Consider the following 13,725-nt stretch of genomic DNA (forward strand, 5'->3'; position numbering starts at 1 on the left):
ATTGAATCCGCCGCGCGACGCCGCCGAATCGGGTCGAACCCGCACGCAGTCGGGCTTCGCCGGGACGGGCTGCGCCGGCGCTGGCCGCTGGCTAGAATGGCCGGCTTCTCCGCAGCGCCGCGCCCGCGCCCTCCCCCCATGTCCCTGCAGTACCACCAGCTCGAGCTGCTTGCCCCGGCTCGCGATGCCGACATCGGCATCGAGGCGATCAACCACGGCGCCGACGCCGTCTACATCGGCGGCCCGGCGTTCGGCGCCCGCGCGTCCGCGGGCAACAGCGTGCGCGACATCGAGCGGCTGGCGCGCCATGCCCATCGCTTCGGCGCCCGCATCTTCGTGACGCACAACACGATCCTGCGCGACGACGAGCTGGAGGATGCGCGCCGCATGGCCTGGGACGTGTACCACGCCGGCGCCGACGTGCTGATCATCCAGGACATGGGGCTGCTCGAGATCGAGCTGCCGCCGATCCAGCTCCATGCCAGCACCCAGACCGACATCCGCACCGTCGAGAAGGCGAAGTTCCTGCAGGACGTCGGCTTCTCGCAGATCGTGCTGGCCCGCGAGCTCACGCTGGAGCAGATCCGCGAGATCCACGGTGCGCTGGACGCCGAGCGCTGCCAGCTGGAGTTCTTCGTCCACGGCGCCCTGTGCGTCGCCTACAGCGGGCAGTGCTACATCAGCCACGCCCACACCGGCCGCAGCGCCAACCGCGGCGACTGCTCGCAGGCCTGCCGCCTGCCGTATCACGTGGTCGACAGCCAGGGACGCTTCGTCGCGCACGACAAGCATGTGCTGTCGATGAAGGACAACAACCAGAGCGCCAACCTGGCGGCGCTGGTCGACGCCGGCGTGCGCAGCTTCAAGATCGAGGGCCGCTACAAGGACATGGGCTACGTGAAGAACATCACGGCCCATTACCGCAAGCTGCTGGACGAACTGATCGAGTCGCGCGAGGGCTCGGACTTCCCGCTGGCGCGCGCCTCCAGCGGCCGCACCAGCTTCACCTTCACGCCCGATCCCAACCAGAACTTCAACCGCGAGTTCACCGACTATTTCGTCAATGGCCGGCGGGACGACATCGGCGCCTTCGACTCGCCGAAAAATCCGGGCCAGGCCATCGGCTGGGTGACCGCGGTGGCAGCCGAGGCGATCGAGCTGGAACTGGACGATGCGCAGGCGGTGCTGCACAACGGCGACGGCCTGTGCTACTTCGACCTGCAGCAGGAACTGGTCGGGGTGGCGATCAACCGCGCCGAGCGCGCGGCGGGTGCGCCGGCCGCCGCCAACCGGTGGCGCGTCTTCCCCAAGGACCCGATCGCCGGCATGCGCGACCTGCGCAAGGGCACGCGCCTGAACCGCAACCGCGACATGGACTGGGTGCGCACGCTGGAGAAGAAGTCCAGCGATCGCCGCATCGGCGTGTGGGCGACGCTGGCCGAAACGGCGGAAGGGTTCGGCTTGCATCTGACCGACGAGGACGGCTTCACGGCCACGGCCGGCGCGGCGTGCGAGAAGCAGCCTTCGCGCGACGCGGCGCGCGGCGAAGCCGCGCTGCGCGAGCATCTGGGGCGCTTCGGCGCCACCATCTTCGAACCGCTGGAGGTGCGCCTGCAGCTGGCGCAACCGTGGTTCGTGCCGGCTTCGCTGGTCAACCAGCTGCGCCGCGACGCGGTGGCGGCGCTGGAAGAGGCGCGCCGCAGCGGCTACCGGCGGCCGCAGCGGGCGCGCGCCGTCGAGCCGCCGGTCCCCTACCCAGAAGACACCCTCAGCTACCTGGCCAACGTCTTCAACCACAAGGCCCGCGATTTCTACGCGAAGCACGGCGTGCAGGTGATCGCCGCCGCCTACGAGAGCCAGGAAGAGGAAGGCGAGGTGAGCCTGATGATCACCAAGCACTGCGTGCGCTGGTCGATGAGCCTGTGCCCCAAGCAGGCCAAGGGCGTCGTCGGCGTCAAGGGCACGATCCGGGCCGAGCCGCTCCAGCTGATCAACGGCAGCGAGAAGCTCACCCTGCGCTTCGACTGCAAGCCGTGCGAAATGCACGTCGTCGGCAAGATGAAGAAGTCCGTGCTGCAGCAGCGGGCGCGGGAAGCGCTCGAAGTGCCGATGCAGTTCTACCGGACGCGGCCGGCGCGGTCGGCCGCCTGACGGTCGCGCCGGTTCGACATCTCGCGTCGCCTCGCTCTCCGACGCCACGCCCGCGCGCCGCGGCAGGTGCTGCCCGGCAGGGCCTCATGGTTCCGCGGTTCCTTCTCCACGACCGCGCGCCGCAGCAGGCGCTGCCCGGCGTGACCTCATGGTTCCGCGGTCCGCGCTGACGCGCGAACTTCCCGACGCCTCCGCGCTCTCGCGGCCCGGCGCAGAACTCGCTTCGCGCTTGCAGGCAAGCGCTGCGCTCGAACAACTGCGCCGAGCATGAAAGGAAGGCCGCAAGAGCGCTCGCCGCCGGCGCTGCACAAATCGGCCGCGCCGGACAGCGCCTGCCGCGGCAAAGACGGTCCGCAGCGCCGGCACACATCAAGGAGCCTTCGAGCTGCAGAAAAACGCCCTCGACGTGCAAGCCACTATGTCACCTCGGTCTGTGACGCATTCGCGTGGCCGCCTTGGTTTGCAGGTGGAGCGACGCAACACCCCCTTGCCGCGCCAGGCGGCGCCCGGCGGGGCCGATTTGTGGAGCGCCGGGGCCGAGCGGTCTTGCGGCCCTTGTTTCATGCTCGGCGCGGTTGTTTGAGCGGAGCGCTTGCCTGCAAGCGCGCAGCGAGTTCCGCGCCGGGCCGCAAGACTGCGGAGGTGACGGGAAGTTGGCGCGTCAGCGTCAACCGCGGAACCATGAGGCCGCGCCGAGCACCGCCTGGCGCGGTGCGCGGTGCGCGGTGCGGCATGCGGCGTGGGCAGTGCGCGGTCCGCGGCTTCGTTCGCGCTGAGCCTCAGCCCACCCACTTCCTGGCATTGCGCCAGAGCTGCATCCAGGGGCTGAACTCGCTCTGGTGGCCGCTGGTCCAGGACATCTGGACGTTGCGGAACACCCGCTCGGGGTGCGGCATCATGGCCGTGAAACGGCCATCGGCCGTCGTCACCGCCGTCAGGCCGCCGGGACTGCCGTTCGGATTGAGCGGGTAGCGTTCCGTCGCCTGCCCCGCGTGGTCGGTGAAGCGCATCGCCGCGATCACCTGCGACTGGTCGCCGCGATGCGCGAAATTGGCGAAGCCCTCGCCGTGCGCCACGGCGATCGGCAGCCGCGCGCCGGCCATCCCGGCGAAGAACAGGCTGGGCGAGTCGAGCACCTCCACCTGCGACAGGCGGGCCTCGTAGCGCTCGCTGCGGTTGGTCGTGAAGCGCGGCCAGTGCTGCGCGCCGGGAATGATGTCGGCGAGTTCGGCCAGCATCTGGCAACCGTTGCACACGCCCAGGGCGAAGCTGTCCTGGCGGGCGAAGAACGCCTTGAACTGGTCGGCCAGTTCCGGATGGAAGGTGATGCTGCGCGCCCAGCCGATGCCGGCGCCCAGCGTGTCGCCGTAGCTGAACCCGCCGCAGGCGACGAATCCCTGGAAGTCCTGGAGCTGGCTGCGGCCCGCCATCAGGTCGGTCATGTGCACGTCGTAGGCGTCGAATCCGGCCTCGGTGAAGCAGTACGCCATCTCCACATGGGAGTTGACGCCCTGCTCGCGCAGGATCGCCACCTTGGGCCGGGCCAGGTTGAGCGCCGGGGCGGCGGGCGCCGCGAGCGCCTGCTGCAGCGCCGGGGGCACCACCAGCTGCAGGCCCGGGTCGGTCGGATCGCCGGCCGCCGCATGCTCCTGGTCGGCGCAGGCCGGGTTGTCGCGCTCGCGGCAGATCTTCCAGCTCACGCTGTCCCACACCTGGTGCAGGTCCGCCAGCTTGGCCGAGAACACCGCCTTGGTGTCGCGCCACACCTGGATCTCGCCCTTGCCGACGGCGATCGCGGACGACTCGGGCCGCGTGCTGCCGACGAAATGGCTGTGCCTGGACAGGCCGTGCCGGCGCAGCACCTGCATCACTTCGTTGCGGGCGTCGGTGGGCACCTGCAGCAGCACGCCCAGTTCCTCGTTGAACAGGGCCTGCAGCGTGAGTTCCTCGCGCCGGGGTCCGATCTGGCCGGCCCAGTTCTTGGCGTCGCCGTATTCGGCGCGGCTGTCGGCGATGCCGTCGCCATCGGTCACCAGCAGGTCGACGTTCAAGGCGACGCCGACCTGGCCGGCGAAGGCCATCTCGCAGGCGGCGGCGAACAGGCCGCCGTCGCTGCGGTCGTGGTACGCCAGGAGGCGGCCCTGCGAGCGCAGTTCGTTGACGGCGTCGACCAGCCGCACCAGATCCTGCGGATCGTCGAGATCGGGCACCGTGTCGCCGCTTTGTTCCAGCGCCTGCGCCAGGATGCTGCCGCCCATGCGGCGCCGGCCCCGGCCCAGGTCGACCAGCACCAGCGTCGTGTCACGGGTGGCGTCCAGCTGCGGCGTCAGCGTGCCGCGCACGTCGGCCAAGGTCGCGAACGCGCTGACGATCAGGCTGACCGGCGAGCTGACCCGGTGCTGCCGGCCGTCCTCGCTCCACTGCGTGCGCATCGACAGGCTGTCCTTGCCGACCGGGATCGAGACGCCGAGCGCCGGGCACAGTTCCATGCCGACCGCGCGGACCGTCTCGTACAGGGCCGCGTCCTCGCCGGGGTCACCGCAGGCCGCCATCCAGTTGGCGGACAGCTTGACCCGCGCCAGCTCGATCGGCGCGGCCAGCAGGTTGGTGATCGCCTCGGCGACCGCCATGCGGCCCGACGCCGGCGCGTCGAGCGCCGCCAGCGGCGTGCGCTCGCCCATGCTCATCGCCTCGCCCGCGAAGCCGCGATAGTCGGCCAGCGTCACGGCGCAGTCGGCCACCGGCACCTGCCACGGCCCGACCATCTGGTCGCGGTGCGAGCGGCCGCCGACGGTGCGGTCGCCGATCGTGATCAGGAAGCGCTTGGACGCGACCGTCGGGTGGCTCAGCACCTTGAGCGCGGCGTCCTGCAGGCTGACGCCGGTGAGATCCAGCGGCGCGAACCGCCGCTGCACGCTCTTGACGTCGCGGTGCATCTTGGGCGGCTTGCCCAGCAGCACGTTCATCGGCATGTCGACCGGCAGCGCCCCGGGTCCAGCCATCGCGGCGCCGGCGCCGCCCTGCCCGGCGGCGACCCCGGGCAAGGGCAGCTGCACAGCGCCGACCACCAGCTGGCGCTCCGCGGTCGCCACGCCCACCACCGCGAACGGGCAGCGCTCGCGTTCGCAAAAGGCCTGGAACTGCGGCAGCGCGTGCGGCGCGATCGCCAGCACGTAGCGCTCCTGGCTCTCGTTGCACCAGATTTCCTTGGGCGCCAGGCCGGACTCCTCCACCGGGATGCGGCGCAGGTCGAAGCGCGCGCCGCGGCCGGCGTCGTTGGTCAGTTCCGGAAAGGCGTTGGACAGGCCGCCGGCGCCCACGTCATGGATCGCCAGGATCGGGTTGCCCGCGCCCTGCGCCCAGCAGTGGTTGATGACCTCCTGCGCCCGGCGCTCGATCTCGGGGTTGCCGCGCTGCACCGAGTCGAAGTCGAGTTCAGCCGCATTCGCGCCGGTGGCCATCGAGCTGGCCGCGCCGCCGCCCATGCCGATGCGCATGCCCGGTCCGCCCAGCTGCACCAGCAGGGTGCCGGGCGGAAACTGGATCTTCGACGTCTGCTCCGCCGCGATCGAGCCCAGGCCGCCCGCGATCATGATCGGCTTGTGATAGCCGCGCCATTCGGTGCGCTCGCCGGCCTCGCCCGCCACCTGCGAGCGGATCGGCTGCTCGTACTCGCGGAAGTAGCCCAGCAGGTTGGGCCGGCCGAACTCGTTGTTGAAGGCGGCGCCGCCCAGCGGCCCCTCGATCATGATCTGCAGGGGGCTGGCGATGTGCGCCGGCCGCCCCAGGGTGCCGCCCCACAGCCGCGAGACCGTGAATCCGGTCAGGCCGGCCTTCGGGCGCGAGCCGCGGCCGGTCGCCCCTTCGTCGCGGATCTCGCCGCCGGCGCCGGTCGATGCCCCGGGAAAGGGCGAGATCGCGGTCGGGTGGTTGTGCGTCTCCACCTTCATCAGCACGTGGTGCAGGGCCTCTTCCTTGCCGTAGCGCCAGGAAGTGTCCGGGCGGGCGACGAAGTGCTCCACCGGCCCGCCTTCGATCACCGAGGCGTTGTCGGAATAAGCCACCACGGTGTGCTGCGGACTGGCCTGGTGGGTGTGGCGGATCATGCCGAACAGGCTGCGCTCCTGCGGCACGCCGTCGATGGTGAAGTCGGCGTTGAAGATCTTGTGCCGGCAGTGCTCGCTGTTGGCCTGCGCGAACATCATCAGCTCGACGTCGGTCGGGTTGCGGCCCAGGCCCTGGAACGCGCGCACCAGGTAGTCGATCTCGTCGTCGGCCAGGGCCAGCCCGAACCGGGTGTTCGCCTGTTCGAGCGCCGCCCGGCCGCCGGCGAGCACGTCGACATGCTCCATCGGCGCCGGCGCCAGCTCGTTGAAGAGGGCCTCGGCCGCGGCCCGCTCGGTCATCACGCTCTCGGTCATGCGATCGTGCAGCAAGCCCGCGACCGCGCCCAGCTCGTCGGCCGACAGCGGGGTCGAACCGCCGAGCAGGCCGGTCTTCAGCGTGAGGTGGTACTCGGTGATCCGCTCGATGCGGCGCACCGCCAGGCCGCAGTTGTGCGCGATGTCGGTGGCCTTGGAGGCCCACGGCGACACGGTCCCGAAGCGCGGCGTCACCACCAGCACCGTGGACGCCGGCGCACCGCGCCACGGCTCGCCGTAGGTCAGCAGCGCGGCCAGCCGCTCCCGTTCCGCCGCTGCCGGCACATGATCGGCGGCCACCAAATGCACGAAGCGGGCGCTCAGGCCGGCGATGCGGGCCTGCACGGCCTGCAGGCGCGGCAGCAGTTGCTGGACTCGGAAATCGCTGAGGGCGGCGCCGCCCTCGTACGCGGTGATGTGCAGGGTCACTGTGGGGCCTGTGTGAGCGGGGAGAAGGCGCGGCAGCCGCTGACTGGGGCTGTCCGCCGAGCCGGCCATTTTAGCCGCATGACCTTCCGCCCTCTGGGATAATTGCCGCGATGAGCATCACGTACAAAGACGCTGCAGGGATCGAAGGGATGCGGGTGGCCGGCCGGCTGGCGGCCGAGGTGCTGGACTACCTCACGCCGCACATCAAGCCGGGGATCACGACCCGGGAGATCGACCGGCTCGCCGCCGAATGCATGAGGAACCAGGGCACGGTGTCGGCCACGCTGGGCTACCAGCCGGCCGGCTATCCGCCCTACCCGGCCTCCCTGTGCACCTCGGTCAACCACGTGGTGTGCCACGGCATCCCCAACGAGAAGCCGCTGAAGAAGGGCGACATCGTCAACGTCGACGTCACCGTCATCAAGGACGGCTGGTTCGGCGACACCAGCCGCATGTTCATGGTCGGCGAGGTGTCGATCGCCGCCAAGCGGCTGGTCAACATCACCTACGAGGCGATGTGGCACGGCATCATGCGCGTGAAGCCGGGCATCCGCCTGGGCGATATCGGCTTCGCCATCCAGAAGTTCGCCGAGGGCCAGGGCTTTTCGGTGGTGCGCGAATTCTGCGGCCACGGCATCGGCCGCAACTTCCACGAGGAGCCGCAGGTGCTGCACTACGGCAAGCCCGGCACGCTGGAGGAGCTCAAGCCGGGCATGACCTTCACCATCGAGCCCATGATCAACGCCGGCCGGCGCGACGTGAAGGAGTTCGGCAACGACGGCTGGACCATCGTCACCAAGGACCATTCGCTGTCGGCGCAGTGGGAGCACACGGTGCTGGTGACCGAGACCGGCTACGAGGTCATGACCCTCTCCGCGGGCAGTCCGCCGCCGCCGCCGTTCGTCAACGCATGAGCCGCGCCGCGTCCGCCGACCCGCGCCGCCGGTCCTGAGGACGCTCCCGCCATGACGACCGCCACGCTCGCCACGCTCCCGGTCGACATCCGCACCGACCTGCAGGCCCTGCGCGAGGCGCACCGCGCCCGCAAGAGCGAGCTGCTCGCCTCGCTGCAGGCGCTGGGCAATTCGGCCCGCGGCATCCGCGGCCTGCTGCAGGGCCTGGCGCGCGAGACCGACGAGACGCTGCGCGCCGTCTGCCGCATCACGGGGGTGCCGGCCAGCTGCGCGCTGCTGGCCGTCGGCGGCTACGGGCGCGGCGAGCTGTTCCCGCATTCGGACGTCGACGTGGTGATGCTGATGCCCGACGGCAGCCCGGCGCAGGGCGAGCCCGAGCTGCGGCATCGCATCGAGACCTTCATCAGCAACTGCTGGGACGCCGGGCTGGAGATCGGCTCGAGCGTGCGCACGGTCGCCGAATGCGTGGCGGTGGCGGAACGCGATGTCACGGTGCGCACCTCGCTGCTGGAATCGCGCCTGATCATGGGCGACGCGCGGCTGTACGAGGCGTTCGACCGGCGCTTTCGCGCCGGCCTCGATCCGCGCGCGTTCCTGATCGCCAAGACGCTGGAGATGCGCCAGCGCCACACCAAGTTCGAGAACACGCCGTACGCGCTGGAGCCGAACTGCAAGGAGTCGCCGGGCGGACTGCGCGACCTGCAGGTGATCCTGTGGGTCGCCAAGGCGGCGGGGCTGGGGCGCAGCTGGGACGAGCTCGCGCGCAAGGGCCTGGCCACCGCCTTCGAGGTGCGCCAGATCAAGCGCAACGAGGCGCTGCTGAGCCTGATCCGCGCCCGCCTGCACGTCATCGCCGGCCGCCGCGAAGACCGGCTGGTGTTCGACCTGCAGACCGCCGTGGCCGAGTCGTTCGGCTACCGCACAGAAAGCGTCGGCGGCCGCGTGGTGGCCCGGGCCAGCGAGGCGCTGATGAAGCGCTTCTACTGGGCGGCCAAGGCGGTCTCCCAGCTCAACCAGATCCTGCTGCTGAACATCGAGGAGCGGCTCAATCCGGGCGAGCAGCCGCCCGAGCCGATCAACGAGCGCTTCTCGCACAAGGCGGGGCTGATCGAGGTGGCCAGCGACGACCTGTACCTGAAGCAGCCGCAGGCGATCCTCGAAACCTTCCTGGTGCACCAGACCACCGTCGGCGCCAAGGGCCTGTCGGCCCGCACGCTGCGCGCGCTCTACAACGCGCGCCAGGTGATGGACGCCAAGTTCCGCAACGACCCGGTCAACCACGCCACCTTCCGGCGGATGCTGCTGGAGCCGCAAGGCATCACCCACGCGCTGCGGCTGATGAACCAGACCTCGGTGCTCGGGCGCTACCTGTGGGTGTTCCGCCGCATCGTCGGCCAGATGCAGCACGACCTGTTCCATGTCTATACCGTGGACCAGCACATCCTGATGGTGCTGCGCAACGTGCGGCGCTTCTTCATCGCCGAGCACGCGCACGAGTACCCGTTCTGCTCGCAGCTGGCGGCCGGCCTGGACAAGCCGTACGTCCTCTACGTCGCCGCGCTGTTCCACGACATCGCGAAAGGCCGCGGCGGCGACCACTCCACGCGCGGGGCGCAGGACGTGCGCCGGTTCTGCCGCGATCACGGCTTCGCCGGCGAGGACGCCCGGCTGATCGAGTTCCTGGTGCGCGAGCACCTGACCATGAGCCGGGTCGCGCAGAAGGAGGACCTGAGCGACCCGGCCGTCATCACCGCCTTCGCCCGAAGGGTGGGCACCGAACGGGCGCTGACGGCGCTGTACCTGCTGACGGTGGCCGACATCCGCGGCACCGGCCCCAAGGTCTGGAACGCCTGGAAGGGCAAGCTGCTGGAGGACCTGTACCGGCTGACGCTGCGCACGCTGGGCGGCCGGGCGCCGGATCCCCACGCGGACGTGGAGGCCCGCAAGCGCGAGGCGCTGGTGCAGCTGCAGCTGTATGCGCTGCCGCACCAGGCGCACGAGAAGCTGTGGAGCACGCTTGACGTCGGCTACTTCATGCGGCACGACGCCGGCGACATCGTGTGGCACACCCGGCATGTCTCGCGCTATGTCGGCAGCGGCAAGGTGCTGGTGCGCGCGCGGCTGTCGCCGATCGGCGAAGGACTGCAGGTGCTGGTCTACACGCCGGACCAGCCTGACCTGTTCGCCCGCATCTGCGGCTATTTCGAGCGCGCCAGCTTCAGCATCCTCGACGCCAAGATCCACACCGCGACCAACGGCTATGCGCTGGACACGTTCCAGGTGGTCAGCTCCACGCTGTCCGACCACAACCGGGAGCTGATCAACATGGTGGAATCGGGGCTGCAGCAGACGATCGAGGAAGCGGGCCCCCTGCCGGCGCCCAGCCGCGGCCGGGTCTCGCGCCGCGTCAAGAGCTTCCCGGTGCCGCCGCGGGTGCAGCTCTCGCCCGACGAGAAGGCGCAGCGCTGGCTGCTCTCGGTCTCGGCCAGCGACCGCGTCGGGCTGCTGTATTCGATCGCCCGCATCCTGGCCCGCCACCGGCTCAATCTGCAGCTGGCGAAGGTGTCGACCCTGGGCGAGCGGGTGGAAGACACGTTCCTGATCGACGGCCCGGAGCTGCAGGACAACCGGCGCCAGATCGAGATCGAGACCGAACTGCTGCAGGCGCTGGCGGCATGAGCCGCGGGCCGGAGGAGACCCGCGTGGCCCAGGACGATCCCGCACCCGGACTCGCCGCGCTGCAGGGCCTGCTCGAGCGGCGCCACAGCTGCCGGGCCTTCCTGCCGCGGCCGGTCGACGACGCGGTGATCCGCCGGGTGCTGGAGGCCGCGCGGCAGACCCCGAGCTGGTGCAACGCGCAGCCGTGGCAGGTGCTCGTCACGCGCGGCGCGGCGACCGAGCGCTTCCGGCAGGTTTATGCCGGCTGGGCCGCCTCGCATCCGGCCCAACCCGACCACCCGTTCCCGGCCGAGTACGTGGGCGTCTACCTGGAGCGGCGGCGCGTATGCGGCTGGGCGCTCTACGACAGCGTCGGCATCCGGCGCGGCGACCGCGAAGCCTCGGCGCGGCAGGCGGCGCGCAACTTCGAATTCTTCGGGGCCCCGCACGTGGCGATCGTCACGTCGCACGAGCGGCTGGGCGTGTATGGCGCGATCGATTGCGGCGCCTGGGTCGGCAACTTCATGTTGGCGGCCACCGCCGCCGGGCTGGGCTGCATCGCGCAGGCTGCGCTGGCGGCGCATCCGGCGGCGATCCGCGCCCATTTCGGGCTGCCGCCCGAGCGCCAGGTGATCTGCGGCATCGCCTTCGGCTACGAAGACCCCGCGCACCCCGCGAACCGCTTCCGGACCACGCGCGCGGCCCTGGACGACACCGTCAGCTGGTTCTGAGCCGCCGCCCCATGACTTTGCGCAAGTGACGGGCGCCGGCCGCCGGTATGCTTGCCCTCAACCATTTCACCGGAGTTCCCCGCATCATGAAAAAGCTGATGGTGGCCTGCCTCCTGGCCGCAGCCCCCTTCGCCTGGTCCGCCGACGTCAAGCCGGCGGCTGGCGCGGCGCCGTTCGCCGTCACCGGCGAGGTGCTGGAAGTCCAGAACGTGGAGATGTACACCTATCTCAGGCTGCGCACGGCGCAGGGCGAGACCTGGGCGGCGGTGCCCACCGCCAAGGTCAACAAGGGCGCCCGGGTGACGGTGGAAAACGCCATGGTGATGAACAACTTCCAGAGCAAGGCGCTGAAGAAGACGTTCGACACCGTCGTCTTCGGAACGCTGGGCAACGGCAAGAGCGCCGCCGCGCCCGGGGCGGTGGCCCAGGGCCCGGCCGGCCCGCATGCGATGCCGCCCAAGGCGGCCGAACCCGACGCCAAGGTGCCCAAGGCAACCGGGCCCAATGCGCGCACCGTCGCCGAGATCGCCGCCAGGCCGGCCGACCTGAAGGACAAGCCGGTGCTGGTCCGCGGCAAGGTCGTCAAGTTCAACGGCGGCATCATGGGCAAGAACTGGATCCACCTGCGCGACGGCTCCGGCTCCGCCAAGGACAACACCAACGACGTGCTGGTGACGACGAAGGACCAGGTCCAGGTCGGCGACATCGTCACCGCCAAGGGCGTGGTCCGGGTCGACAAGGATTTCGGCTCGGGCTACACCTACAAGGTGCTGGTCGAGGAAGCGACGCTGCAGAAATGACGCGGCGGGCGCCGCCCGCTCAGTCGTCCGCCGCCGCCATGCCGGGAAACAGGATCTCGGTGAACCCGAACTGCCTGAAGTCGCGCATGCGCATCGGATACAGCTTGCCGATCAGGTGGTCGCACTCGTGCTGCACCACCCGCGCGTGGAAGCCTTCGACGCTGCGGTCGATCGGATCGCCGTACTGGTCGAAGCCGGTATAGCGGATGCGCCTGAAGCGCGGCACCAGCCCGCGCAGCCCCGGCACCGACAGGCAACCTTCCCAGCCCTCCTCCTCCTCGTCGTCCAGCGGCGTGATCACTGGATTGAGCAGCACCGTGCGCGGCACCACCGGCGCCTCGGGATAGCGCGGGTTGGGGCCGTCGGTGCCGAAGATCACCAGCTGCAGGTCGACGCCGATCTGCGGCGCCGCGAGGCCGGCGCCGCTGGCCGCGCGCATGGTGTCGAACAGGTCGGTCACGAGCAGGTGGAGCTCGTCGGTGTCGAAGGCGGCGACGGGCTGCGCCACGCGCAGCAGCCGCGCATCGCCCATCTTGAGGATTTCACGCACAGTCATGCAGCAAGCATAGCGGCACGGCAGAATCGGCTGATGCCAGTGACGCCGCCAGCCAGCCCTCCCGACAACGACGAGCCCGAACTGTCGCGCCCCATGCGCTGGCTGCTCAAGGGCGTCGCGGTCGTGAGCCTGGTGCTGGCCGTGATCGGCGCCTTCCTGCCGATCATGCCCACGGTCCCCTTCATCCTGCTGGCCGCCTGGGCCGCCACCAAGAGCTCGCCGCGGCTGGCCCACTGGCTGGAGCAGCATCCCCGGATGGGCCCGCCGATCCGCGAATGGCGGCACGGCGGCGTGGTGCGGCGCCCGGCCAAATGGTGGGCGACCATCATGATGAGCATCGGCGCCGCGAGCATGCTGCTCGTCGTGCGCCCGCTGTGGGTGCCGTTCACGGCCATCGCCGTCATGGCCGCCGTCGCCATCTGGCTGTGGCAGCGGCCCGAGCAGCCGCCCGGGGCCGGGTCAGCCGGCCAGTAGTGCCCGCAGCCCGTCTTCGTCGAGCACGGCCACGCCCAGCTCGCGCGCCTTGTCGAGCTTGCTGCCGGCCTCGGCGCCGGCGATCACGTAGTCGGTCTTCTTGCTGACGGAGCCAGCCACCTTCGCCCCCGCCGCCTCGAGCAGGTCCTTGGCCTCGTCGCGCGTGAGCGTTGGCAGCGTGCCGGTCAGCACGATGGTCTTGCCGGCCAGCGGCTTCGGCGCCCGCGCCGCCGGCTCGCCCTCCTCCCAGGTCACGCCGCAGGCACGCAGCTGCTGCACCACCTCGCGGTTGTGCGGCTGCTGGAAGAACGTGTGGATGCTCTCGGCGACCACCGGCCCGACGTCCGGCACCTCGAGCAGCTGGGTGATGTCCGCGTCCATGATCGCGTCGAGCCCGCCGAAATGCCGCGCGAGGTCGCGCGCCGTCGATTCGCCCACGTGCCGGATGCCCAGCCCGTAGAGGAAGCGCTGCAGCGTCGTGTGCTTCGACCGCTCGAGGCCCTCGAGCAGGTTCCGGGCCGATTTCTCGCCCATGCGCTCGAGCTCGACGAGCCCGCGCAGGCCGAGCCGGTACAGGTCCGGCAGCGTCCT

At 70.5% G+C, this 13,725-nt stretch carries 9 protein-coding genes; 6 read left to right on the forward strand and 3 right to left on the reverse strand.

Annotation, left to right across the window (positions count from 1 at the left end):
- The first annotated feature begins 138 nt into the window (after positions 1 to 138).
- Entirely contained in the window at positions 139 to 2,151 is a 2,013-nt protein-coding gene (locus tag VNT59_RS15325; protein WP_325499586.1) for a U32 family peptidase, read from the forward strand.
- Between the two features lie 779 nt (positions 2,152 to 2,930).
- Here the strand turns inward: VNT59_RS15325 and purL are convergent.
- The gene (gene purL / locus VNT59_RS15330; RefSeq protein ID WP_325499588.1) at positions 2,931 to 7,001 is read right to left on the reverse strand and encodes a phosphoribosylformylglycinamidine synthase; all 4,071 of its coding nucleotides are present in this window, start codon (positions 6,999 to 7,001) and stop codon (positions 2,931 to 2,933) included.
- A 110-nt stretch (positions 7,002 to 7,111) separates the two neighbouring features.
- Here purL and map point away from each other — a divergent pair, with 110 nt between their 5' ends.
- The 4 genes from map (at position 7,112) to VNT59_RS15350 (ending at position 12,104) form a co-directional block, all read left to right on the forward strand.
- Positions 7,112 to 7,915 (forward strand): type I methionyl aminopeptidase, encoded by an 804-nt coding sequence (map, locus tag VNT59_RS15335; protein ID WP_325499590.1) that lies wholly within the window; start codon positions 7,112 to 7,114, stop codon positions 7,913 to 7,915.
- 51 nt (positions 7,916 to 7,966) lie between these two features.
- Positions 7,967 to 10,594, forward strand: coding sequence for a [protein-PII] uridylyltransferase (locus VNT59_RS15340; RefSeq protein ID WP_325499592.1), 2,628 nt, complete (start codon positions 7,967 to 7,969; stop codon positions 10,592 to 10,594).
- Positions 10,591 to 11,304, forward strand: a complete 714-nt coding sequence (locus VNT59_RS15345) for a nitroreductase (protein WP_325499594.1) — start codon at positions 10,591 to 10,593, stop codon at positions 11,302 to 11,304. Before VNT59_RS15340 ends, VNT59_RS15345 begins: the two co-directional genes overlap by 4 nt.
- Before the next feature lie 86 nt (positions 11,305 to 11,390).
- Entirely contained in the window at positions 11,391 to 12,104 is a 714-nt protein-coding gene (locus VNT59_RS15350; protein ID WP_325499596.1) for a nucleotide-binding protein, read from the forward strand.
- Between the two features lie 19 nt (positions 12,105 to 12,123).
- Here VNT59_RS15350 and def read toward each other — a convergent pair whose 3' ends face one another.
- Complete coding sequence (gene def / locus VNT59_RS15355) at positions 12,124 to 12,660, reverse strand: peptide deformylase (protein ID WP_325499598.1); 537 nt, start codon at positions 12,658 to 12,660, stop codon at positions 12,124 to 12,126.
- 33 nt (positions 12,661 to 12,693) lie between these two features.
- Between def and VNT59_RS15360 the strand changes: the two genes are divergently transcribed.
- The gene (locus VNT59_RS15360; RefSeq protein WP_325499600.1) at positions 12,694 to 13,134 is read left to right on the forward strand and encodes a YbaN family protein; all 441 of its coding nucleotides are present in this window, start codon (positions 12,694 to 12,696) and stop codon (positions 13,132 to 13,134) included.
- Here the strand turns inward: VNT59_RS15360 and VNT59_RS15365 are convergent.
- Positions 13,120 to 13,725: helix-hairpin-helix domain-containing protein (locus VNT59_RS15365; RefSeq protein ID WP_325499602.1), on the reverse strand; the 606-nt coding region annotated here is incomplete at its 5' end. The genes VNT59_RS15360 and VNT59_RS15365 overlap by 15 nt on opposite strands.

This window comes from Ramlibacter sp. (assembly GCF_035554825.1).
Classification (GTDB): Bacteria; Pseudomonadota; Gammaproteobacteria; order Burkholderiales; family Burkholderiaceae_C; genus Ramlibacter.